The following is a 23,425-nucleotide window of genomic DNA, read 5'->3' on the forward strand; positions in this document are numbered from 1 at the left end:
TTGGTGTCGTTCAGAGCTTGCCGTTGCGCTGCTGGATCATCATGAAGGTATCGAATGTGTATTCCGCGAGCTGCATCCACAGATATCCTTCGCGCTTGAAGGCCACCTGATCTTCATAGACCTTTTTGAAGTCAGGATTGACGGCAGAGATTTCAGCGTAAACCTCCAACGCCGCCTTGTAGCAGGCATCCAGAATATCCTGGCTAAAGGGCCGCAGCGTTGCGCCTTCTGCCACGATCTGCTTGATCGCGGTCGGGTTTTTGGCGTCGTATTTCGCCATCATATTGGTGTTGGCGAAGGCGCATGCGTCCTGCAAGACGGCCTGATATTGTTTCGGCAGACTGTTCCACTTGTCCAGATTGACGAAAGAATGAATGACAGGGCCGCCTTCCCAGAAGGCCGGGTAGTAGTAGTATTTCGCGACCTTCTGGAAGCCCAGCTTATGGTCGTCATAGGGCCCCACCCATTCCGCAGCGTCGATGGTGCCCTTTTCCAGTGCCGGATAGATATCGCCACCGGCAATCTGCTGCGGCACCACGCCAAGCTTTTCGACCACCTTGCCAGCCAGACCGGCAATGCGCATTTTCACGCCCTTGAAGTCTTCGACGGTGTTGATCTCCTTGCGGAACCAGCCACCCATCTGCACGCCCGTGTTGCCTGAAATCATGCCGTAGAGATTGTGCTTGGCGTAGAACTCGTTGAGCAGCTTGTTGCCATTGCCCTCATAAAACCAGGAATTCGTCAGGCGCGCATTGAGACCGAAAGGAATAGCCGTGCCGATGGCGAAGGTCGGGTCCTTGCCGACATAGTAGTAGGAGCAGGTGTGGCACATCTCGACGGTGCCGGACGACACGGCATCCGCCGCCTGAAGGCCGGGAACGATTTCGCCCGCGGCAAAAATCTGGATGTTGAAATTACCGTCGGTCGCAGCATTGACGTGGTTGGCGATGTCTTGCGCGCCGCCGAAAATCGTGTCGAGCGATTTTGGAAATGACGATGTCAGCCGCCACGTGACCTTAGCCGCCTGTTGCGCGATGGCGGGTGCGGCCAGAACGGTTGCGGCGGCCACGCCCGCACCGGACACAGCACCTTTTTTGATGAATGAACGACGATCCATGAATATCCTCCCAGATATGAAGCTCGCCAATAGCCGATTTCCCCTCCGCTATCTGGCATAGCGAGAGGAAAGCACGAGCCCGGGCCACTGACAAGCAGGACAGCCAAGAATAAAATGCCCGGGAAGCCCTGTTGTCGGGCAGTTCAGATCAATATTTTTAATCAGTCGAAATATACAGTAGCATCCCTATACTTTAGGCGAAGGCCGTGCGCAATTTTGCTGGATCGGGGCGCTTGACGAACAGGTTTTGCGGTTTCAAAACAGGCAGCAGATTCACGCCGGAGCCGTCATGTCCAAGCCCATCATCGCCATCCCCGCCGATATTCGCCATCTGGATGGCGCGGAATGGCACGCGGCACAAACGCAGTATCTCGCCGCCGCCTTGAAAGTGGCCGATGTCATGTCCTTCATCATCCCGGCCTTCGAAGCTGGAAACGATGTGGATGCCATTCTCGACCGGGTGGATGGACTGCTGGTTTCCGGCTCTGCCACCAACGTTCACCCGTCCCTTTACGGCGTCGAAGCCAAGGATAGCGACGGCCCTTTCGACCCCGGCCGGGACGCCACGAGCCTGCCGCTCATCCGTCGCGCCATTGATCGCGGTATTCCGATGCTGGCCATCTGTCGCGGCATTCAGGAACTCAACGTCGCGCTGGGCGGCACGCTTGCCAGCGAAATTCAGGAACAGCCCGGCATTTGGGACCACCGCAAACCTCATGATATCGACCGGGATAAGGCCTTTGCCATTCGCCAGCCCGTCTTTGTCCGAGAGGGCTCCTGTATTGCCCAGCATCTCGGCTTAACAGGCGAGGTGCAGATCAACTCCCTGCACCGCCAGGCCATCGCGGAAACCGCCCCCGGGCTTCAGGTAGAGGCGACGGCCGAGGATGGCACCATCGAAGCCGTCTCGGTCATCGATTCCAAAGGCTTTGCCGTCGGCGTCCAATGGCACCCGGAATACTGGGCGCAAACGGATGCCCCGTCACGCGCATTGTTCGAGGCCTTTGGTAACGCAGTGCGTGCCTATCAAGCAACCAAGGCTTGAGGCCAGTAACAGCCCAGTTACGCAGCCTGCCGCGTGGCGTTCCCGGGTTCCAGCTGGAACTGGCCGACCATGGCAGACAGCGATAATGTAGCGTCAGCAATCGTCTTGCTGACCGCATTGGTTTCCTCCACCATCGCTGCGTTCTGCTGGGTCATCTGGTCCAGCGTGTTGACGCTGGTGCTGATTTCCTGAAGCCCCGTGGATTGTTCGCGCGCGCCGGTGGCAATGCTGTCGACATTGGCGTCGATGCGGCAGACGAAATTTTCGATCTGGGTCAGCGCGCTGCCGGTGGATTGCACGAGCTTCACGCCGCTTTCCACCTGTTCTCCCGATTTGCCGATGAGGTCGCGAATTTCGCGCGCGGCTTTGGCAGAACGTTGGGCGAGCTCGCGCACTTCCTGCGCCACAACCGCAAATCCCTTGCCCGCGTCTCCGGCACGGGCTGCTTCCACGCCCGCATTCAAAGCCAGCAGGTTGGTCTGGAACGCGATCTCGTCGATGGTGCTAACAATCGACTTGATTTCACTGGCTGCGGTTTCGATGCGCTGCATGGCGGCAATCGCTTCACCGACGACATCGGAGGATTGCGATGTGGAGCGGCGCGCTTCCTTGACCAGGTCGCGCGTGTCGTTGACCCGCGCCGTCGATGTCTTGACCGTGGTGGCCACCTCTTCCAGCGCCGCCGCCGTCTCTTCCAGCGCGGCCGCCTGCTGCTCGGTGCGGCGGGCAAGGTCGTTGGCGGCACCGTTCATTTCCTGCCCCTGCTGGCGCAAATGGTCGGCCTCATGCATGATCGTGCCGAGCGTGGTTTGCAGCCGTGTAACGGTGGCGTTGAAATCGCCACGAAGCGTCTCGAATTGCCGCTCCAGCGTAAAGCGAAGATCGCAATTGGACAGGTTGTTGAGACCACGGCCCAGTTGCTCAATAGCAAAGCGAAGGGCGTCCGCTTCGGCTATGCGCTCCTTCTCACGCGTTTCGCGCTCCCGGTTGGTGGCAATGCGGGACTGCTCGGCCTCATCTTCGAGCTGACGCTTGGCCAGACCGGCATCCCGGAAAATCGAGAGTGCGCGGGCCATCGCGCCGATTTCATCGTGCCGTTGCAAATGCGGCGGCGCATCGTCCAGATTGCCACCCGCCATGCGCGTCATGGAGCCGGTAATCTCGTTGATCGGCGCAATGGCCCGGCGTCGCAGGAAAATAGTGGCGGCAATGGAGAGAACGATCAGGAGCCCGCCAAGCGTGTAATTGGTGTTTTGCAGGAACGAGGTCTGCGCTGCCGCATCAACTTCCTTCTGCTTGCCGTATATCGTGCCCATATCCACAAGTTGGTTCACGGCATCTTCATGCGCGTGAAAGCTGGCGCTCAGCGCCGGCAGCGATGCGGTGATCCGGGCAGGGTCTTTGGATTGCAGGGCTGGCAGCGTGTCGGTATCCAGCAGCTTCCAGAACGCATCGCCCTTGATCAGCACGTCATTCTGCAATTTCTCCTTCAGCGCATCGGGAAGCGTCGTCGTCTTCCAGTATTCGCGACGCTCCTGATACTGCCCTTTGAGAACTTCGATCCGCTCGACATTCTTCGCAAGCCTGCCACCGTCAAGCGCGCTCTCATTGGTCAGAGCATAGGTCTCGATCAGATAGAGCGGCGGCGGCAGGATGTCAGCAATCAGGTCCTTGCTGTCGATGATCTCCTGATAGATCGGGCCATTCACCTTTAGCGTGTCGAGTGCGTAAGCACCCATTAGCAACGTCAACGTAATGCCAGTTGCGAGTGCGACGCCGCTGGCGGTAACGATGGCCGAGATAGTCAGTTTCATGGCAAGCGATCCAGAAAGAAGAACGGGGGAATTTCGAGCGCGCCGATGTGCGGCGCGGTGTCTTGACGATGGCAGTACCGTCGTAAAGGTCTGCCAGAATGCTCATGATGCATTCCACCCGAGTTCATCTCAGGGACAGGTCGTGCAAATCTGCAAAGACTGCGTTTTACGGAGCATTTACTATACGCGTATATTTTTGATTAATATTTTCTGAGACACATAATGATTAACATAGTCTAATTATCTAAAATACCGACGGCCAAAATTCCTGCTTTCACGCTCTGTTTTTTACTTTCACCTTTGATCTGTCTCAAATCACACCGCTTGCGCCCATGCTTATTGGCCACGAAGAGATGCGGCCTGCGGATTTGCTTTATGAAAAGAAGACCAAAGCGCCTCTCTGGATTGATCAAGGAGAGAGACATGTTCGCCAAATTTCGCACCGTCACCTTGCTGGCAACCAGCCTTTGCCTGTCGCTGCCAGCGGCCCTTAACGCCGCAGACCTCGCGCCCTTTGCACCGGCACCCACGGCAGAAGAGGCGATTGCTGCGTCCAGCGCATGGATGCTACGCGTGCGTGGCCTTGGCGTCATCACGCATGATAGCGGTTCGGTCGATGGTGTCGCAGGTGCTGGCCTCGCCTACTCAGACACAGTCATTCCCGAGTTCGATGTCAGCTATTTTTTCACCGATAACATCGCCGCCGAACTCATACTGGGCACGACCTTCTCCAAGATCAAAACCACCGGCTCCATCGGCGATATCGATGTCGGCAAGACCTGGCTTCTGCCCCCGACCGTGACCTTGCAATATCACTTCACCAACTTCGGCGCCTTCAAGCCCTATGTCGGTGCGGGTGTGAATTACTCGCTGTTCTACAACCAGTCCGAAAAGAACGGCTTTACCAATCTCGATGTGAAGAACGATTTCGGCGCGGCCTTGCAGGTCGGTTTCGACTACATGGTGACAAAGAACTGGGGCGTAAATTTCGACGTGAAGAAAATCTTCCTCGAAACAAAATGGAGCGCCGACCTCAACGGCACGCCCGTCAGCGGCAAAGCGAAGCTCGATCCATGGCTGATCGGCGCTGGAGTCACCTACCGATTCTGATCGGGCATGCCGGTCAGAAACTGCCGCTGAAACGGGTCGAGACACTGCTGCCGCGATAAGCGTCAGCAGTGTCAAGTTCGTCATGCAGCAGGCGTGCAAACTCGATTTCGATCTTGCGATCATGCCCGGCATCCAGCCCCAGCGTTGCAACCAGCCGTCTTTCGCCGCTGTTGTAGTCGTAAAAGATCCAGTCCTTATGGCTCCGTTCCACCGCAAGATCGAATGTCAGCGACTTCGTCGGCTTGGTCTTGATGACGGCCTTCCAGCGACGCTGGTATTCACCCAGTGGGTCATCGATATCATAGAGCGCATAGTCCCTTGAATAGGCTGCGCCCAGTGAAAGTCTGTCGTCGAGCTTCCACTCCGCTTCCGCACGCAGATAGGGACGCGTGCGCTTGACCTGATTGCCGACCTCATCACCTGCAATCGTCGTCAGTCCCGCCTCCATAAGAACCGTAAGCCTGTCACCGAACGTGCGCCCATAGGCAAGCGAGCCGCGCATGTTGGTCGCAGGAAAACGCAGATAGAGGTCCGCCTCCCGCTGCCGCTCCGGTATCAGGCTGGCATTATAGGCAAACGTCACCCCGGCCTCCCCACCGGCAAGCGCCCTGACGTGGCTGGCTTTGAGGCCAAGCAACGCTTCGTTGGCATCGATCCGGGTTTCAAACCCTTGGGGTAAACGCGCCTTTCCCTTCATCAGATTGGTATAGCTCGCGGTGAGCGTGCTCTTCCCGCCCAACGCATCCAGCGTGGCTGCCGTCGATAGGTCGATCTTATGGTCCAGACGACGGAAGCCAAAGGTTTTACCGCCATCGATATAATCGATGTCGCCAGCATCGCTGCGCGTGCCACGCATCTGCGCAGTCCATTCCAGCTTTTCCGAGATTTGACGACTGAGGGTAAAGTTCACCCAGCTATTGTGCTCATCGGCGAACCGGTATTTGGGAACGAAAACCTCCTGATGATGGAAGGAATAACCGAATTTGGTGCCTTCGCGCTCGATCTCGCCCTCAAAGCCAAGGCCCGTGCGCAGGCTCATGGCCGCGACGCGGTTGGTGTCGCCAAAATAATTGGTGTCGTAACTGGTCTCGGCCTCATAGGTCACGGTGGGTTCGCCGCTTGCCGTACGCACGCAAACACTGCACATCAGCACCGCAAGAGCAAAGCGCAAGAGCATCAATATCTCCGAAATCTAATTGAGAGATATCTTATAGATAGATGGTTAACGAGTTTTGCTTGGCAAACTCGGCTTTGGGTTAAAACACACATACGACCGCCCGTCAGGACCTCGGGCCCAGCAAGCAAGCATTTGAATCAACTTGGATATGTTAATATTAACGGTTTATTATAACATTAGCATATGCTTGCATTAGATTCTCCTAATTGTACTTTCAAAACACGCCAGACGGCGATGTTTACAGATCAAAGGAGAGAGAAATGCTGACTAAAATAGCGTGTGTTACTGTCGCTCTGACCGTTGCTTCCATGGCCTCGGCCCATGCCGGGGGTCTGCTTGGCGGCCTTCTCGGCGGCAACAGCAACAAAGGCGGCCTCGTCAACGTCTCGCCAAACCTCAATCTTGGCGTGGGCAACGTCCTGTCCGGTAACAAGACGGGTGTTCTGAGCGGTATTCTCAATGGCAACAAGACATCGGTCGATGCCCTGAACAACGATAACGACCGTGGTGGTTATAACAAGAAGAAGCGTCGCCACTAGCGTGCTGTCCCTCGTGCGTCCTGACCTAACGCACGGCGCTAAAGGCTAATTCATTCTGCTGAAATCTTGCGGAAGGGGGGCTGAAAAGCTCCCCTTTTTTTGGCAGTTCCCTCGGGATCAGACGGTAATGTCGACGATACCACAATCGCCTGCTTCAGACGCAAAGGCCAGCAGATTGCCGGTATTGCTCCACGCCATGGAGGTAATCGCTCCCTTGCCCGGACGACGCAGCAGCGCCTCCTTCTGGTCGGCCAATCGCACGCCCAGAATCATACCATCGGCGAAACCGATGGCCAGAACCTCATCCGCCGGGTGAAACGCGACATTGGTCACCATGATGTTGGCGCGGGTGCCGAGTTCCAGCGGCGCCTTGCCCATCGGGCCGTCCTTGCCCGCAAACGGCCAGACGATGGCAGCCGGTGCGCCCGAAGATGCCAGCCACTTGCCCTTGTGCGACCACGAGATGGATTTGACCTTGGCCGGATAGCCGGTCATGCGCATGTGGCGCGCATCCGTGCCACCCTTGACCGCGTCCAGCTTCCAGCCATGCAGCGCATTTTCCTGCATAGTCGTCACCAGAAACTTCCCATCTGCCGAGAACGTCACGCCCGTATGGGCACCCTTCCAATCCAGATCGATCGGATCACCGGCACTCGCCACCCAGTGCAGGGTCACGCCATTATAGCGGGCTGCGGCAATGCGCAGACCTTTCGGCGCAAAGGCAATCGCCTCCACCGTGCGCTCTTCCTTGAATTCCTTGGTGGTGCCGTCGTTCAACCGCACGAAACTGGATTTGCCGACGCCATAGGCCACCGCATTCTGCGGGCCACCGGCAACGACGCTGATCCATTTACGCGGCACATGCGCAAGCTCGCTCACCGAACCGTCATGGCCAATCCGCAGCACCCTGCCATCTTCGCCGCCGGTCAGAAGCGTCGCACTGTGCGGATCACGCACGCAGGTCAGCAGACCCTTATGCGCCTCCATAACTTTCTCCCCGCCATCCAGCCGGTGAATATTGCCGGAGGCTGCGGCAAAAAGCGGAATATCACCCAGAAAATGCGTCGCGACGACGTGGCCTTCGAGGTCAAGAGGGGCAACGGTGGGCATGGGTCAGTGGTCTTTCGTTTTATATTCGTGAATGTCGTTTCTGCCTTGGTCGGCCCAAGACATGGAAGGCACCCGCCCCACTCTCCGTCACCCCGGCCTTGAGCCGGGGTCCAGCAGCCGCGCGTCTGCGCGGCTTGAAGAGTCTTTTGCGATCAAGGACTTGATCGCACTGGATCCCGCATCAAGTGCGGGATGACGAAGGCAAGGGCCTAAAGCATCAAGCAGCAACGCACGCGTTAAAACTGTTCTCCAGCTTCTCACGGTCCAGATTGCGACCGATGAACACCAGGCGGCTTTCGCGCTTTTCGCCTTCTTTCCAGGCGCGCTGGTGATCACCTTCGATGATCATGTGCACGCCCTGCACCACGTAGCGTTCCGCATCGTCCTTGAAGGCAATGATACCCTTCAGGCGCAGAATGTTCGGGCCATCGGTCTGCGTCACCTTCTGAATCCAGGGGAAGAACCGTTCTGCATTCATTTCGCCGCCGCGCAGCGAGATGGACTGAACGGTCACATCATGGATCGCTGACACTTCGCCATGATGGTGGTGTCCATGATCATGGTCATGATGATCGTGACCGTGATGGTCGTGCCCGTGGTCATGGTGGTGGTCATGTCCGTGGTCATGGTCGCAATCCGGTCCGCAGACATGGTCGTCATGGCCGTGCTCTAGGAAATGCGGGTCGTTTTCCAGCGCACGTTCCAGGTTGAACGCACCCTGATCCAGAACGCGGGCAAGATCGACACCGGAGCGGGTCGCCTTGTAGATGCGGGCAGACGGGTTGATGGCACGCACGATGTCTTCGATGCGGGCCAGTTCTTCCGGCGTCACGAGGTCGGTCTTGTTGATGATGACGACATCGGCAAATGCGATCTGGTCTTCGGCCTCGCGGCTGTCCTTCAGGCGCAGCGGCAGATGCTTGGCATCCACCAGCGCCACCACGGCGTCGAGTTCGGTCTTGGCGCGCACATCGTCATCCATGAAGAAGGTCTGGGCAACGGGCACAGGATCGGCAAGGCCGGTGGTCTCGACGATGATGCCGTCGAAACGGTCCGGGCGGCGCATCAGGCCTTCTACAACGCGAATGAGGTCTCCGCGCACGGTGCAGCAGACGCAGCCATTGTTCATTTCGTAGATTTCTTCGTCCGATTCCACGATCAGATCGTTGTCGATGCCGATCTCGCCGAATTCATTGACGATGACGGCGTATTTCTTGCCGTGATTTTCGGACAGAATGCGGTTGAGAAGCGTGGTCTTGCCCGCGCCCAGATAGCCCGTCAACACGGTAACTGGAATGGGCTTTTTGGTTGTTGCTGCTTCGGTCATGAGAAACCTCTGAAGGAGATGAGCCGCAATGCGGCCTTGAAAGCGTTGCCGTTCATATAGGCGTCTGGCGGAATGAGTTCAAAGAGAATCTGCCGAAGTTTTTTGATCCGTACTTTCAAGCAAATTCATGTCGAAGGCCCTGACATCCTCCAAAAGCGCCACCAGACCAGAGATAGAATGGGCAATGATGGCCTCACCCTTCTGCGCGCTCGCCGCTGCGGCATTGCCCGCCACACCTTGGGCGTTGAGGTCGGACATACGCCAGCCGAAAGCATGCGGCCCGTAGGCACGCAGATGCGTGAAACGCTTTGCAAACTCAGTCTGTTTCGAAGTGAAATTCGCGGCCTTGTCCATCCGCACCCGTTGCGGTTGCAGCGCCAGCATCACCGATGTCTCGATGTCGCCGCCGTGAATATCGATGGCTTTATCATCAGGCGAAATGACACCCTCCGGCATGCCGAACCGCGTCCAGCTCGTCGCCACCGCCAGCATGCCAAAGCGCACACGCGCCTCTGTCGCCACGATGGTCAGCAGCGGAGAATTACCGCCATGCGCGTTCAGCATCACGAATTTGCGGATGCCCTTGTTGTGCTGTGCTTCGGCGATGCCGAGCCACCGGTGCACAGCCTCATCGAAGGCGAGCGTGTTCGTGCCCGGTACATCCATGTGTTCTATGGAATAACCCACAGGCTCGGCGGGCAGGAAGTGAAAGGGCGCATCGGCGGGCAGCGCTTGTCGCAAACGCTCGACGATACCGTCTACGATCAGCGTATCCGTTTCGAATGGCAGGTGCGGTCCATGCTGCTCATGCGCGCCCAGAGGCAGCACCACGATCGCATCATTTTGCGGCTGCGACGGCGCTGTTACGTTATTGTCGTGAATATGCGTATATGTGTCAGACATCTGGCGATCCGCGCCTGCATTCGTTAAGTGTTACAAGAACATATAACCGTTCCGTGATCTCAGAAAAGGCATTTGCTGATGAGCAAGGATAAGCTGGCCAAAAAGAACAAGTCTGCCAAGAAGGCAAAGACCGGCAAGAAGAAGGATCTGCCCTTCGGCCCGGACGAGCTGGCGCAGAGCATTACGCAGGCTGCCCGCTCCATGCGCACCGCGCTCAGCCACAACCTGGCGGAAAGCGGGCTCTATGCCGGTCAGGATGGCGTCATCCTTGCGCTCGCGCAGGAAGGCAGCATGTCGCCCGGCCAGATCGCCCAGAAGCTCGGCGTCAAGGCTCCGACCATGACCCGCACCATCGGGCGCATGGAAGCGCAAGGCTTTGTCGAACGCAGTGCCGGTGATGGAGACGGCCGCCTGACCATGGTGAAACTGACAGAGACGGGCCTCAAAAGCGTAGAGCACATTCACGCGTCGCTGGCAGATTGCAACGCCCGCGCCATGGAGGGACTGTCCGCCAAGGAGGTCAAAACCGTCGTGAAACTGCTGCGCACCATCGACACGAATTTGCAGTCGCAGGAGCTAATCGATTAAAATTTTGAGATCATAATCTCGGTTCTTAAAACCAGTTGCGCGTTTTATTTAAATTGTTTAGTCACAATTTAAATGTCGTTTTGACGGCATGCGTGACCGTAGGAGGGGACCGTGGCGCAAAAAATCAAACTTTCCACCATTGCCGAAAGCCTCGGGCTTTCCACAGCCACGATTTCGCTCGCTTTGCGCGACAGCCCGCTGGTGGCTGCCGATACGCGTGAGAAGATCAAGGAGCAGGCCCGCGCGCTGGGTTATATCTATAACCGCCGCGCCGCCAGCCTGCGCACCTCCCGCTCCGGCATTATCGGCGTCGTCTTCCACGATGTGATGAACCCGTTCTACGGCGAAATTCTCAAGGCCATCGAAAGCGAGCTCGACCGCAGCCGACAGACCTTCATCCTGTCCAACCATTACGATTCCGTAGAAAAGCAGCGCACCTTCATCGAGACGCTTTTGCAACTGGGCAGCGACGGCATCATCATGTCGCCTGCCATCGGCACGCCACTGGAAGATATGACGCTGGCCGAAGAAAACGGCATGCCCGCCATTCTCGTGGCGCGCTCCATGGACGGCGTGGATATGCCGACCTTCCGGGGCGATGACAGCTATGGCATTTCGCTGGCGACAAACCACCTGATCAGCCTTGGCCACCGCACCATCGCCATGGTGGGCGGAACGGACCAGACATCGACCGGTCGCGACCGCTATCAGGGTTACGTCAATGCCCTGCGCAAGGCAGGCATCGAGGTTGACCCAAACCTGCGCATTCCCGGCGCCCGCTCTAAACAAGGCGGGTTCGAAGCTGCCGTCAATTTCCTGTCGCTGCCGCAAAAGCCAACCGCTGCCGTGTGCTGGAACGACCTCGTCGCTATTGGCCTGATGAACGGCATTTCCCGCGCGGGCTTCGTTCCCGGCAAGGACATCTCCGTCACCGGCTATGACGATCTAGAGGAAGCAGCCATCGCCACCCCTGCCCTGACAACCGTTTCCAACGGTCAGGCGGAAGTCGGGCGGCTGGCGGCGCGCGCCCTGCTGGACAGGTTGGCGGGCAGCCATGAGCCTGATGGCATTCACCTCATCAAGCCGGAAATGCGCATCCGCCAGTCCACCAGCCCCTGCATTCCACGCAGTTGAGCCTTTGGCCCCATTGTTGTTTCGAATGCGGGTTCCGCTTTTTGAAATGATCGTCTAGCTTGGCCTCATGCATAGCAGGAGGATACCAAAGCATGTCAGATAGCAAAGCCGTCGTTCTCGTTCCGGGCAAAATTCACCCGCGCGTTCTCGAGCGCTTCGAAGGCAAGGTCGAGGTGGTGAAAGCGCCGGCAGGGCCAGAGCCTTCGCTATCTGCCGATGACGCAAAGCGGATCACGGCTGTCGCCGTCACCGGCGGCTTCAACGCCGCCTGGATGGACGCGCTGCCCAACCTAAAGGTCATCGCCAACTTCGGCGTCGGCTATGATGGCGTGGATGTGAAACATGCGGCATCGCGCGGCATCATCGTCACCAACACGCCTGACGTTTTGAACGACGAGGTCGCCGACACCACGATTGCGCTGCTGATCAACACGCTGCGCCGTTTCTATCAGGCCGAAACCCACCTTCGCGAAGGCAAATGGGTGTCCGAAGGGCCGTTCGCGCTCTCGCCCTTTTCACTGCGGGGCCGCAAGGTTGGCCTGTTCGGCATGGGCCGCATCGGTCAGGAAATCGCCAAGCGCCTCGAACCCTTCAAGGTCGAAATCGGCTATCACACCCGCAGCAAACGCGCCGAACTGTCTTACACCTATTATGCCTCGCTGAAGGAGATGGCGCAGGCCGTCGATGTGCTGATCTGCATCGTGCCCGGCACGCCGGAAACGCACAAGGCCATCAATGCCGAGATCCTGTCTGCGCTAGGCGCAAACGGCGTGTTCATCAATGTCGGTCGCGGCTACAGCGTCGATGAGGATGCCTTGTTGACAGCCCTTCAGGATGGCACGCTGGGTGCTGCGGGTCTCGATGTGTTCTACGAAGAGCCAAAGGTGCCGGAAAGCTTCCTCTCGCTGCCCAATGTCTCGCTTCTGCCCCACGTCGCCTCGGCGTCAGTGCCCACCCGCAACGCCATGGCCGATCTGGTCGTGGACAACGTGTTGGGATGGGTCAACGACGGCAAGGTGCTGACACCGGTGCCCGAAACGCCCGTCAAGGGGTGATGGCCCAGCCATCCCCCCTTGACGTACCAACTCAATCTCTCAGGAAAGCTTGCGGCCGCTTGCCACCAGCATACCGGCCGCACCTGCGAGCCAGCCGCTTTTCAGTTCCAGCGCCAGAAAACGCGAACGCTCGAATGGGCCAGGCATGACCAGATGCTGGGTGTGGCTCGCAAAAAAGCCGAAGCGTTCGTAGTACGGCGCGTCGCCGACGAGCAGGATCGCGCCGTGGTCGCGGCGGGCAGCCTCGGCGATCGCCGCACGCATCAGCGCAGAACCGATACCCTTGCCTTCATGCATGCAATCGACAGCCAGCGGCCCGAGCAAAAGCGCTTCGATGGCACGGCCTTCACGGCTAACGCCAGCCTGAACGCTCCACAGGCGCACGGTGCCGATGACATGGCCGTCTTCGTCACGCGCAACCAGGGCCAGACCTTCGGCGGGAACGCGGCCCGCGCGCAGCTTTTCGGAAGACTTGCGGCGGCGGCCAGCGCCCATGACGCGGTCGAGAAGGCTCTCGCGTGCAACCACGTCGCCCGGATTTTCAACATCGATCTGAAATGTCTGTGGCGTGAAAAATGCACGTACAGAATTGAGAACAGCGGCCATTTCGGCCTCCCGTCACCAAGCCGCCCACATAGCGGCACCTGAATGAAAGCATGTCGCGCAAAGCTGTTGAGCGGTTTTGCGATAACGACATGCGATAAAAAAAGTGAGACCGTTCCGGCCCGCCAGACCACGCCTTATCCTCAACTGGACAGAGGTGCGGCAAGCAGGGTTTGCGCCTGAGCGCGGATGGCCAAGCCGGAACGGGAGGATCCTAAAGACTGTCGCCTGCCCCCAGACAGGCATCAGCCATTCAGATCACATAGGACTTCAGCGGCTCGAAACCGTTGAAGGCGACCGCCGAATAGGTGGTCGTGTAGGCGCCCGTGCCTTCGATCAGAACTTCGTCGCCGATAGTCAGGGAGACCGGCAGCGGATACATGTTCTTCTCGTACATCACGTCGGCGCTGTCGCAGGTTGGACCTGCCAGAACGCAAGGCTCCATCTCGTCGCCGTCACGCTCGGTGCGGATCGGGTAACGAATGGCTTCGTCCATCGTTTCGGCCAGACCACCGAACTTGCCGATGTCGAGGAACACCCAGCGGTGGTTGTCGTTGTCGGACTTGCGCGAAACAAGCACGACTTCCGCCTTGATGACACCGGCATTACCGACCATGCCGCGACCCGGCTCGATGATGGTCTTCGGAATCTGGTTGCCGAAGTGCTTGCGCAGCGCCGTGTCGATGGCATGGCCATATTCTTCGGCAGCAGGCACGTCGCGCAGGTACTTCGTTGGGAAGCCACCGCCCATGTTGACCATCTGTAGGTGGATGCCCTGCTTGGCCAGCGACGCGAAGACGCGCTTTGCATCGCCGAGAGCAGCATCCCATGCGTCGAGGTTCATCATCTGCGAACCAACATGGAAAGACACGCCGTAGGATTCCAGACCCATCTGATGGGCATAGACCAGTACATCGACAGCCATCTGCGGCACGCAACCGAACTTGCGCGACAGCGGCCATTCGGCGCCTTCACCATCGGTCAGAACGCGGCAGAATACGCGGGCGCCGGGGGCTGCACGGGCAACCTTTTCGACTTCCTCATGGCTGTCCACGGCGAAGAGATCGATGCCGAGCGCATGGGCGCGCGCAACATCGCGTTCCTTCTTGATGGTGTTGCCGAAAGAGATGCGGTCGGAGGTCGCACCGGCATCGAGCGCCATCTGGATTTCAGCCACGGAGGCGCAATCGAAGTTGGAGCCCATGCCAGCCAGCAGCTTGAGAATTTCAGGTGCCGGGTTTGCCTTGACGGCATAATAGATCGAGCTGTTTGGCAGAGCATGCCGGAACGCGTGAAAATTATCGCGCACGACGTCAAGATCGACCACGAGGCATGGGCCTTCGGGGCGGCGTGTCTTGATGAAGTCGAGGATGCGTGCAGTCGTCATCGTTGTATTCCCTCGAATGTTCCGACTCCGGGAAAGTCCGGAGGACAAAGGGCGCTCAAGATATGCAGAACGATTCAGCCGGTGGAGGCGCAGAATCATTTGCATACGCTCAAGGCGCAAATGTGAACAACGCCCTGCCAGGAGCATTATTCGGCTTTGTCTGCCATGGGATTGGCGGGAATCATCCCCAACCGCACTTACGGCAATGATGGTGTGCCTCTTCAGTACCCCGGCTGATGGAAAGCCGGAAGAGAACCAGAAAGGCCCGCACCGTCGTTGCTTCGTATGTCCTCGCATTTCCCGGTTGGCCGGAATAGCGACTGGAGGGGTTAATTCCAGGTACCTTACCAAACTCCTCACCACATCGAGGGTCCGGCGGACACACATGGGCACGTGCGACTTTGGGCAACCGGGAGATAAGAATATTCGCTGTAACAATCAAGGGAATTTTTCATCATGTTGCGGATTTTTTTGGCAGACCATTTTATTCTTGAACGATGCGCCCCAAGCGTTCAATTATGTGGAACGAACAGGAGATTTCGATGGACACTCTCACGCGCATCCGGGCTTTCATCGATGTGGTCGAGGCGGAGGGTTTCTCCGCAGCCGCCCGCAAAACCGGGCGTTCCAAGGCTTTGTTGTCCAAATATGTGCGCGAGCTGGAGGACGATCTCGGCGCTCTGCTGCTCAACCGCACCACCCGTCAGTTTTCCATGACCGAGGCGGGCCACACCTACTACCGCACGGCCTCCGATATCCTGAAGGAAATCGATAATCTCGCTGATCTCGTGCGCGAGAAGAATGCCGATTTGAAAGGCAAGTTGCGAATATCCGTGCCCCGCACCTTCATCGATGCCGAAATCGGCCAGAGCCTCATCGATTTCGCCAAGGAAAACCCTGAGCTTTCGCTGGAGATCGTCGCGGAGGACCGTTTCGTCGATCTGATCGAAGAAAGCTTCGATATGGCGATCCGAATCACCAAGCTCGAAGATTCCGGCATGATCGCCAAGAAGCTTGCCGATTTTCGCGTCTATGCCGTGGCCACACCGGATTTCGTGGAGCGCTATGGCCCTTTGAATACCCCGCAGGATCTGGCCAAGGTGCCCTGCATCGTGGATACGAACTCGCGCTTCCACAATCACATCCGTTATTTCGAACCCGGCGGCGGCACCAATTCGGTGGCCATCACCGGCCCTCTCGAGGTCAACAGTCCGCAGGCCACGCTGCGTGCCGCCCGCTCGGGCCTCGGCGTCGCCATCGTGCCGGATTTCATCGCCAAGCCCTCCATACAATCAGGCGAACTCGTGACCCTTTTCGATAACTACATTTCCCGAGACCGGGGCATCTATGCGGTCTATCCGCACCGCCGCTATCTGCCCGCCAAGGTCCGCAGCTTCGTGGACTACCTGTCCAACTGGTTCAAGACATACGAGTGAGCTTTTATGCGCCATAGGGCGCAAAGCCGAAATTCGGTCCCAATTCGCGCTAGAATCAGAAACACACATCGAACAATCGAGACAGACAGCATCCATGAAAAACGTCATCGTCCCACTGGCTGCATGCTTGTCCGCCTGCCTTGCACCCCTCACCGCCTTCGCGCATCCGCATATCTTCGCAGAAGCCCGCATGGAAATCATCGAAGGCTCCGATGGCAACATTCAGGAAGTGCGCAACATCTGGCGTTTCGACGAGATGTTCTCGGCCAGCGTCGTGCTGGACTACGACAAGAATAGCGACGCCAAGCTCGACAAGGAAGAACTGGCCGAAATCGGCAACACGGTCCATGAATCGCTGGCCGAATTTTCCTATTACACCTTCATTACGCTCAACGGCAAAGCCGTCGATTTCGGCAAGCCTGATACCATCCATGTCGATTACAAGGACAATCAGGTGCTGATGTTCTTCTCCGTCAAGCCGCAAAAGCCTCTGCCCATCAAGGGCCTGTTGAGCTTCGGCGCGTGGGACCCGACCATGTATACGGCAATCGATTTCGCCAAGGACACCGACATCGTCGTCAAGGGCCCGCATCTGGCGGCCTGCAAACACAAGGTCGTCAGGCCCGACCCGGACGAAATCATCGCCCAGAACCAAAACAACCTCACCGACGCCTTCTTCAACGACCCCACCGGCACGGATATGACCAAGCTGTTTGCGACACGGCTGGAATTGTCATGCTGAGGGTCTCCTTACTCTCCTCATTCCTGTGCTTGTCACAGGAATCCAGCTGGCGCGCATCTGCGCGGCAGGAAGACTCTTTTCAGCCCAAAGACTTGGGCTGGCTGGATTCCTTTGACGAGCACAGGAATGAGGGAGCAAGGGTGATCGGCTTAGCTCTCGCCACTATAGCCCTACTTGTCCTGATGATCACCAACGCCCACGCCCAATCCCCCCTCGGCATCGGCTCGGCAGAACCATCCATCTCCGTCGGCGGGCCGCTCGGCCCCCTTTTCCAGTGGATCAACGTTCATCAGCAGATGTTCTACCGCTCCCTCACCGGCGCGCTGAAGGCGATGCGGGAAGACCCGTGGGCGCTGGCCTCGCTGATCGGGCTGTCCTTTGCCTATGGCGTCTTCCACGCGGCTGGCCCCGGCCACGGCAAGGCCGTGATCTCTTCCTATATGATTGCCAATGAAACGCAGCTGAAGCGCGGCATTCTGATTTCGTTCATCTCGGCCATCATTCAGGGTGCGGTCGCCATAGCACTCGTCGGCGCCGCCTATCTGGTGCTGCGCGGCACCTCCATCACCATGACCAAAGCAACGCAGACGATGGAAATCGCCAGCTTTGCCATGGTTGCGCTGTTCGGCGCATGGCTTTTGTTCCGCAAGCTGCACAGCCTGCTGACCCGCCCTGCCCCGGCACTTTCAGTGGAATATGCCGCCCCGGCGATAGAAACCGCAACCATGGACGCCAGCCCCATGCGCACCGGCATGGGCAGCGGCCTACGCTTTCAGGGCAAGCCGGTCTTCCCGGATCACGACCAAAGTGGCACTGGGGATATCTGCACCACCTGCGGCAACGCCCACGCGCCCGATCCATCGCTTCTGCGGGGCAAGGATTTCAGCCTTCACGAAGCATGGTCCGCCATCATCGCCGTCGGCCTTCGCCCCTGCTCCGGCGCCATTATCGTCATGAGCTTTTCGATCCTCAATGGCCTGCTGATGGGCGGCGTACTCTCGGTCCTCGCCATGTCCATCGGCACCGCCATCACCGTCTCGCTACTGGCCTGCCTCGCCGTCAAAGCCAAAGACATCGCCGTCCGCTTCGCCGGAACCGGCAGCAAAAGAGCATCCCGCATCACACACGGCATAGAAATCGCGGGCGCGCTGTTCGTGCTGCTGATGGGCCTCGCCCTACTGGGCGCCTCGCTTCAGGCGTAGGCAGCGATTTCGTGCTACCAATTTTGCCGATTAATCCCTAGGTTGTGCTTCAGTTAAGAAGTAGGAGTGTGGGTGTCTGTGGTCAGTCATCGATCAGTGAAACAATATGCTTTCAAGTTCAGCGCAATTGCCAGCGCATCGCTCGGTATTGTTCTGGGCCTTGCCGTTTTCGACGCAAGTCTTCCGTTGTCGAGCTATGGCAAATTTTGGCTTTTGATCACGGCATGCCTTTGCGCAGCCTTCATCGCAGGCCTGATGACAGATTACCTCCTCGCCAGATTGACCAATGCTCCGATTTTTTTCAGAATCGATTTGGCATCCAAACAAGTCCGCTCGTCAGTCGAACGGCGCTTTAAAGGCAACCGCACGGACGAGGAATATCGGCGGATCAAAATCGCTATCGTCGTGCCGCTGGTCATCGTGTGTTTGATCGGGATGTTATTTGTATCAGGGGAATGGGCCGCACATGCTTTCACGATCGGGTTGTTTCTCTGGATCGCAAAAGGCATCTTTAATTTCTTCGATGCGAGCACGGGCTACGGCATTGAGGGCGTGATTGGCTGGACTTTGTCGGGCTTCTTTCTAGCCCTGTTATTCGGATTTTTCTCTTGATGGCGGCGCCCCTGGTAGATCGTCTCCTGACGAAACAAAATGCTGCGAAGTTTGGCACAATTGCCTGCAAAGCTCTCGGTGTTGTTTTCGGGCACGCAGTTTACAATGGCAACCTTCAGCCTATTTCCACCTATGGCAAACGATGGCTTATCGTTAGCATGTGTCTCGGCCTTGCATTTCTCATCGGGATGGTCATCGAATATTACATTCGCAAATTCTACTTAGCGTCTGCGTTACCAGAAGATAGCGGTGAGGATTCGAGCTTGAGTCAGCCTATCCGGGCTCATTTCAGAGTGGACCGCAGCCTCATCGCACGAGGTGCCGTGCTGGCTTTCATCATAGCGGTCTTCGGCTCCGTCGCGATACTCGGCTCCGTGGCCGCTGCTTTGCTCATTGTACCCTTCGTGCTCTTGACTGCAGCAGATAACTACGTCTCGGTGAATTCGGCCGATCGACACTTCAAGGCGTCAGCTATCAGCGCACTCCTCTCAGGCGCGTTTTACGGTCTCTCAATCGGTTATACGCTTAAGATATGAGCATTGCCTAAGGGTTACGTCGCTGATACCGCGCCCTGAGCCAGAAAACCAGAAAGAACGCCAGCACTGCGACCACGTCGAACACAGCGGCGACCCAGACCGAGTAGTGTTCTGCCAGCCATAGCGTGATAGTGGGCATGATGAAGAACAGCAGGCCGAAGCCGACCAGAATGGCGATGGCGGCGATGGCAGAGGCGCTGTTGCTTTTGCCGGTCATGCGGTCAACCTCGCGCGAATGTCTTCCAGCTTCTGCTTCTGAACACCGTCACCGTCGAAATTGTCCGGTGCGAGCCATGCTTCGAAAGCCTGACGGATCAGCGGCCATTCGCCATCGATCATCGAGAACCACGCCGTATCGCGGTTGCCGCCCTTGGACACCATGTGCTGGCGAAAGACGCCCTCGAACATGAAGCCGTAGCGCTTGGCCGTCGCCCTGGAGGGCTGGTTTTCGTTGTGGCACTTCCACTCGTAACGGCGGTAGCCCAGATCATCGAACACATGTCGCGCCATCAGGTAGTGCGCTTCGGTAGCAAGCGGCGAACGTTTCATCTTGATGCCATGCGCCACCGAGCCGACCTCGACCACCCCGTTCTTCGGGTCCGGTCGCATATAGCTCGCCATACCAACGACGTCACCCGTGGCATTGTCGATGAAAACCAGTGTCACCCAGCCAAAGGCGCTCTGCGCCCCGTCGATCCAGTCGCCAAAAGCCTGCGAATTGAGAAAACCGTCCTGCGGGAAATATTTGAGCAGATCATTGATGCCAAGACCACCCAGCGCGTCCCACAGCTTTTCCAGATGCTGCGCCCGATCAAACGGCACAGCGGTCACATAACGCCCCTCCAGCGTTACGGGCTGTGGGGCTGGACATCCTTTGAACTGGCTAAGATCGCGCATTCTTTTCCTCATAAAATGACGGAAAAGACTTAAGACAGGCAGGGAGCAAAGACAACAGGCCGATTGGATGTCGAGCGTGGGTAACCCACAAACAAAGGGCCGCCATTTCTGGCGACCCTCTGGCGCTGCGGTGGATGGGGAAATCAGTGGCCGGCGTCGGGTGGTGGTGCGGCCTTGGGTTTGTTGATCAGGACGGTGAGGAAGATGAGGCCACTGAAGAGGCAGGTCAGCAGCAGGAAGACGTCTGCAAAGGCCAGCAGCCAGGCTTGTTGCGAGACGACGCCGACGAGTTTTTTGACGGCGACGGATGCGCCGTCGAGGCCGTAGGAATCGTAGTTGGCGCCGACGCTGTTCATCCACTCGAGTGCTGCCGGGTTGCCGAAATTGACGTGTTCGGCAATGCGCACATAGTGGTCGTCCGTGCGCTGGCTGAGCAGGGTGTTGATGATGGCTAGACCCACTGCGCCGCCGAGGTTACGGGTGAGATTGAAGAGGCCCGACGCGTTCTTCATGCGGGCAGGCGGCAGGGTGCCGAGCGCGATGTTGTTGATCGGCACCATGCACATCATCAGTCCGAAGCCGCGCAGCAGCTGCGGGATCAACAGCTCGTAGAAGTCCCAGTCGGCGGTCACATAGGTCATGATCCATGTGCCGGAGGCAAAGCTGATGAAGCCGATGACCATCATGATGCGCAGATCAAGCTTGGTGGACAGCTTGCCCGCAATTGGCGCGGTGAAGAACATCGCTAGACCCGAAACGAACATGGTTTCGCCGATCATCAGCGCATCGTAACCCCGCACACGCCCCAGATAGAGCGGATACATATAGGTCAGCCCATAAAGACCGATGCCCATGACGAAGGAAAACAGGGAGCCGATGGAGAAATTCCGGTCGGCAAAGGCTTTCAGGTCGACGACCGGGAAATCCACCTTGAAGGCGCGCCAGAAGAACACGATGCCGCCGATGGCCATGGCAAGCGTGCCCAGCACGATGTGGCTGTCGTTGAACCAGTCGTTGTTGTTGCCCTCTTCCAGCACATATTCCATGGAGCCCAGAAAGACGCCCATGGACAGCAAGCCCCACCAGTCGAACTTCTTCATCAAGGAGCGTTCGGGCTTGTCGAAATCGATGAAGTTCCACGTCACCAAGGTGACGATGATGCCGGGGATGATGTTGACTAGAAACAGCCAGTGCCAGGAAAAGGCATTGGAGAGGTAGCCACCGACCGTCGGGCCGATGGTGGGTGCCAGTGTTGCCACAAGCCCGATGATGGGCGACACCACCGCCCGCTTGGAGGGCGGAAAGATGGTGAAGGCGGCGGCAAAGACGGATGGGATCATGCCGCCGCCTATGAAGCCCTGTATGGCGCGGTACACGATCATCTGGTCGATGTTCGTCGCGGTCGCACACAGGGCGCTGGAAATGGTGAAGCCTGCGGCGCAGGTGGCAAACAGCACCCGCGTGGAGAGAATGCGCGCAAGCGTTCCCGACAGCGGAATCATGATGACTTCCGCAATCAGATAGGATGTCTGCACCCAGGCGATTTCATCGGAACCGGCACCAAGGCCCGCCTGAATTTCCGCCAGCGAAGCGGACACGATCTGGATGTCGAGGATCGACATGAACATGCCGAACACCATCGCGAAGAAGGCGATGAGGCGTCTGCGATCCATCGGGGGATCGGCGGCGGGGGCTGTGCCCACCGCCATGCTGGCTGTTGCCGCCATGATCTTGGTTCCTATCGAAGCTTACTTCGACTGCGCAGTATTGGTCTCTTTGGGTGCGGTGCGGGTATCGACATCCACAACGACGCTCAAACCGGCGCGCAGCTTGTGCTTGGCCAGATCTTTCTTGGAGAAGACGACACGAACCGGCACGCGCTGAATGACCTTGGTGAAATTGCCCGTGGCATTTTCCGGCGGCAGCAGGGAGAAGACAGAGCCGGAGGCTGGCGAAATCGACTGCACCGTGGCTTCGATATCGTGGTCGCCAAAGGCATCCACGTGGACGCGAACCTTGGAACCGGGCTCGATTTTGGCGAGCTGCGTTTCTTTGAAATTGGCGTCGATGTAGAGATCGTCCATCGGCACCAGCGATGCAAGGCGCTTGCCGACAGATACGAGATCACCCGTCTGGACCGAAAGGTTGCCGATGACGCCATCATAGGGCGCGCGCAGAACCGTGAAGGACAGGTCGCGGGCGGCCTTGTCGCGGGAAATCTCCAGCGACTTGACCGAACCCTCGGCTTCCTTGCGCTGGGCGCGCAGCAGATCGATATTGGCCTGAGCGGACACGACGCCCGCTTCACCGGCGACCAGATTGGCCTTGGCCTGTTCCATGGCGATCTGTGCGTTATCCGACGATGCAGCCGTGCCGACATCCTTGGACTGGAGTTCGGTGGCGCGCTTCAGATTGATATCGGCACCCCGCAGTGCTGCATCCAGAGCGCCCTTCTGGGCAACGGCCTGGGCAAGCGATGCTTCCGCACCGGCAATCTGGGCATCGATACGGTTGAGCGAAAGCTGCTGCGTTTCAAGCTGGGCCTGCGCCTGTTCCAGCGCGTTGCGATAATCGCCGTCGTCCAGCGTCACCATCGGGTCGCCTGCCTTCACTTCCTGGTTGGCGACGATATCGACCTTGGCGACATAGCCGGAAACCTTCGGCGAGATGACGGCGATGTCACCTTTCACATAGGCGTCATCCGTGGAGATGAGGAAACGACCATCCGTCCACCACTGGTAACCGTACCAGCCGCCACCGGCCAATGCGGCAAGGACGATGATGGGCAGAACGAACGACTTGCGCTTTTTCTTCTCTGGCGCGGCCGCCTGGTTTGGCGCAGCACTCTGTTCGGCCGCCACGGGTTTTGCCTCGTCGGCCCGTGCTTCGGTCTCTTCAGAGGAATTCACTGCTCGGATCGCACCGCTTTTTTGCACCGACATGGGTAACACCGTTCACTGGAATGTAGAAAATGATTTCGAACTGAACCGTTCGGTTCGATTGACATAATCCGTTTGCTGACACATATCAAGTGACATCGAACCGTTTGGTTCGATATATTGAATCGAATCTAAAACGATTGGCGGATCGA

At 57.9% G+C, this 23,425-nt stretch carries 23 protein-coding genes; 11 read left to right on the forward strand and 12 right to left on the reverse strand.

The window, feature by feature from the left end; genetic code table 11:
* Positions 1-10 precede the first annotated feature (10 nt).
* Positions 11-1,117: a TRAP transporter substrate-binding protein gene (locus HRR99_RS12450; RefSeq protein WP_233121943.1), complete on the reverse strand. Its 1,107-nt coding sequence runs from the start codon at positions 1,115-1,117 to the stop codon at positions 11-13.
* 289 nt (positions 1,118-1,406) lie between these two features.
* Between HRR99_RS12450 and HRR99_RS12455 the strand changes: the two genes are divergently transcribed.
* Positions 1,407-2,162 carry a gamma-glutamyl-gamma-aminobutyrate hydrolase family protein gene (locus HRR99_RS12455; protein WP_233121944.1) on the forward strand — a complete coding sequence of 252 codons (756 nt, stop codon included), beginning with the start codon at positions 1,407-1,409 and terminating at the stop codon, positions 2,160-2,162.
* 17 nt (positions 2,163-2,179) lie between these two features.
* Here the strand turns inward: HRR99_RS12455 and HRR99_RS12460 are convergent, their stop codons facing one another.
* Complete coding sequence (locus tag HRR99_RS12460) at positions 2,180-3,976, reverse strand: methyl-accepting chemotaxis protein (RefSeq protein WP_233121945.1); 1,797 nt, start codon at positions 3,974-3,976, stop codon at positions 2,180-2,182.
* Between the two features lie 423 nt (positions 3,977-4,399).
* On the opposite strand from HRR99_RS12460, the gene HRR99_RS12465 reads away from it, so the two are divergent.
* Positions 4,400-5,086: an OmpW/AlkL family protein gene (locus HRR99_RS12465; RefSeq protein WP_233121946.1), complete on the forward strand. Its 687-nt coding sequence runs from the start codon at positions 4,400-4,402 to the stop codon at positions 5,084-5,086.
* Between the two features lie 13 nt (positions 5,087-5,099).
* On the opposite strand, the gene HRR99_RS12470 is transcribed toward HRR99_RS12465, so the two are convergent.
* Entirely contained in the window at positions 5,100-6,263 is a 1,164-nt protein-coding gene (locus tag HRR99_RS12470) for a hypothetical protein (protein WP_233121947.1), read from the reverse strand.
* A 260-nt stretch (positions 6,264-6,523) separates the two neighbouring features.
* Between HRR99_RS12470 and HRR99_RS12475 the strand changes: the two genes are divergently transcribed.
* Positions 6,524-6,802: a hypothetical protein gene (locus tag HRR99_RS12475; protein ID WP_233121948.1), complete on the forward strand. Its 279-nt coding sequence runs from the start codon at positions 6,524-6,526 to the stop codon at positions 6,800-6,802.
* Between the two features lie 117 nt (positions 6,803-6,919).
* Here HRR99_RS12475 and HRR99_RS12480 read toward each other — a convergent pair whose 3' ends face one another.
* The 3 genes from HRR99_RS12480 to HRR99_RS12490 all read right to left on the reverse strand — a co-directional run bounded on the left by HRR99_RS12480 (position 6,920) and on the right by HRR99_RS12490 (position 10,142).
* A complete protein-coding gene (locus tag HRR99_RS12480) occupies positions 6,920-7,912 on the reverse strand; it encodes a WD40 repeat domain-containing protein (protein ID WP_233121949.1) in 993 nt (330 codons plus the stop codon).
* A 217-nt stretch (positions 7,913-8,129) separates the two neighbouring features.
* Complete coding sequence (locus HRR99_RS12485; RefSeq protein WP_233121950.1) at positions 8,130-9,239, reverse strand: CobW family GTP-binding protein; 1,110 nt, start codon at positions 9,237-9,239, stop codon at positions 8,130-8,132.
* A gap of 78 nt (positions 9,240-9,317) precedes the next feature.
* Positions 9,318-10,142: a creatininase family protein gene (locus HRR99_RS12490; protein ID WP_233121951.1), complete on the reverse strand. Its 825-nt coding sequence runs from the start codon at positions 10,140-10,142 to the stop codon at positions 9,318-9,320.
* A gap of 78 nt (positions 10,143-10,220) precedes the next feature.
* Between HRR99_RS12490 and HRR99_RS12495 the strand changes: the two genes are divergently transcribed.
* The 3 genes from HRR99_RS12495 (at position 10,221) to HRR99_RS12505 (ending at position 12,919) form a co-directional block, all read left to right on the forward strand.
* A complete protein-coding gene (locus HRR99_RS12495) occupies positions 10,221-10,730 on the forward strand; it encodes a MarR family winged helix-turn-helix transcriptional regulator (RefSeq protein ID WP_111837523.1) in 510 nt (169 codons plus the stop codon).
* Positions 10,731-10,841: 111 nt separating this feature from the next.
* Positions 10,842-11,864, forward strand: a complete 1,023-nt coding sequence (locus HRR99_RS12500; protein WP_062584379.1) for a LacI family DNA-binding transcriptional regulator — start codon at positions 10,842-10,844, stop codon at positions 11,862-11,864.
* Positions 11,865-11,956: 92 nt separating this feature from the next.
* Entirely contained in the window at positions 11,957-12,919 is a 963-nt protein-coding gene (locus HRR99_RS12505) for a 2-hydroxyacid dehydrogenase (protein ID WP_233121952.1), read from the forward strand.
* A 39-nt stretch (positions 12,920-12,958) separates the two neighbouring features.
* Here HRR99_RS12505 and HRR99_RS12510 read toward each other — a convergent pair whose 3' ends face one another.
* Together HRR99_RS12510 and odc2 are read right to left on the reverse strand one after the other, a co-directional pair.
* A complete protein-coding gene (locus tag HRR99_RS12510; RefSeq protein ID WP_233121953.1) occupies positions 12,959-13,525 on the reverse strand; it encodes a GNAT family N-acetyltransferase in 567 nt (188 codons plus the stop codon).
* A 250-nt stretch (positions 13,526-13,775) separates the two neighbouring features.
* A complete protein-coding gene (odc2, locus tag HRR99_RS12515; RefSeq protein WP_111837520.1) occupies positions 13,776-14,909 on the reverse strand; it encodes an ornithine/lysine decarboxylase in 1,134 nt (377 codons plus the stop codon).
* Positions 14,910-15,451: 542 nt separating this feature from the next.
* Between odc2 and HRR99_RS12520 the strand changes: the two genes are divergently transcribed.
* The 5 genes from HRR99_RS12520 to HRR99_RS12540 all read left to right on the forward strand — a co-directional run bounded on the left by HRR99_RS12520 (position 15,452) and on the right by HRR99_RS12540 (position 19,437).
* Positions 15,452-16,345, forward strand: a complete 894-nt coding sequence (locus HRR99_RS12520) for a LysR family transcriptional regulator (RefSeq protein WP_111837519.1) — start codon at positions 15,452-15,454, stop codon at positions 16,343-16,345.
* A 94-nt stretch (positions 16,346-16,439) separates the two neighbouring features.
* The gene (locus tag HRR99_RS12525; protein WP_112498649.1) at positions 16,440-17,087 is read left to right on the forward strand and encodes a DUF1007 family protein; all 648 of its coding nucleotides are present in this window, start codon (positions 16,440-16,442) and stop codon (positions 17,085-17,087) included.
* Positions 17,088-17,269: 182 nt separating this feature from the next.
* Complete coding sequence (locus HRR99_RS12530; protein ID WP_233123494.1) at positions 17,270-18,289, forward strand: nickel/cobalt transporter; 1,020 nt, start codon at positions 17,270-17,272, stop codon at positions 18,287-18,289.
* Positions 18,290-18,361: 72 nt separating this feature from the next.
* A complete protein-coding gene (locus HRR99_RS12535; RefSeq protein ID WP_233121954.1) occupies positions 18,362-18,901 on the forward strand; it encodes a hypothetical protein in 540 nt (179 codons plus the stop codon).
* A complete protein-coding gene (locus tag HRR99_RS12540; protein ID WP_233121955.1) occupies positions 18,901-19,437 on the forward strand; it encodes a hypothetical protein in 537 nt (178 codons plus the stop codon). Before HRR99_RS12535 ends, HRR99_RS12540 begins: the two co-directional genes overlap by 1 nt.
* Positions 19,438-19,444: 7 nt before the next feature.
* On the opposite strand, the gene HRR99_RS12545 is transcribed toward HRR99_RS12540, so the two are convergent.
* The 4 genes from HRR99_RS12545 to HRR99_RS12560 form a co-directional block, all read right to left on the reverse strand.
* Positions 19,445-19,654 carry a hypothetical protein gene (locus tag HRR99_RS12545; RefSeq protein ID WP_233121956.1) on the reverse strand — a complete coding sequence of 70 codons (210 nt, stop codon included), beginning with the start codon at positions 19,652-19,654 and terminating at the stop codon, positions 19,445-19,447.
* Entirely contained in the window at positions 19,651-20,334 is a 684-nt protein-coding gene (locus tag HRR99_RS12550; protein WP_233121957.1) for a GNAT family N-acetyltransferase, read from the reverse strand. Before HRR99_RS12550 ends, HRR99_RS12545 begins: the two co-directional genes overlap by 4 nt.
* 143 nt (positions 20,335-20,477) lie before the next feature.
* Positions 20,478-22,061, reverse strand: coding sequence for a DHA2 family efflux MFS transporter permease subunit (locus HRR99_RS12555; RefSeq protein WP_233121958.1), 1,584 nt, complete (start codon positions 22,059-22,061; stop codon positions 20,478-20,480).
* A 21-nt stretch (positions 22,062-22,082) separates the two neighbouring features.
* Complete coding sequence (locus HRR99_RS12560; RefSeq protein ID WP_233121959.1) at positions 22,083-23,276, reverse strand: HlyD family secretion protein; 1,194 nt, start codon at positions 23,274-23,276, stop codon at positions 22,083-22,085.
* Positions 23,277-23,425 lie beyond the last annotated feature (149 nt).

The sequence above is a fragment of the Agrobacterium vaccinii genome, from assembly GCF_021310995.1.
GTDB classification, from domain to species: Bacteria; Pseudomonadota; Alphaproteobacteria; order Rhizobiales; family Rhizobiaceae; genus Agrobacterium; species Agrobacterium vaccinii.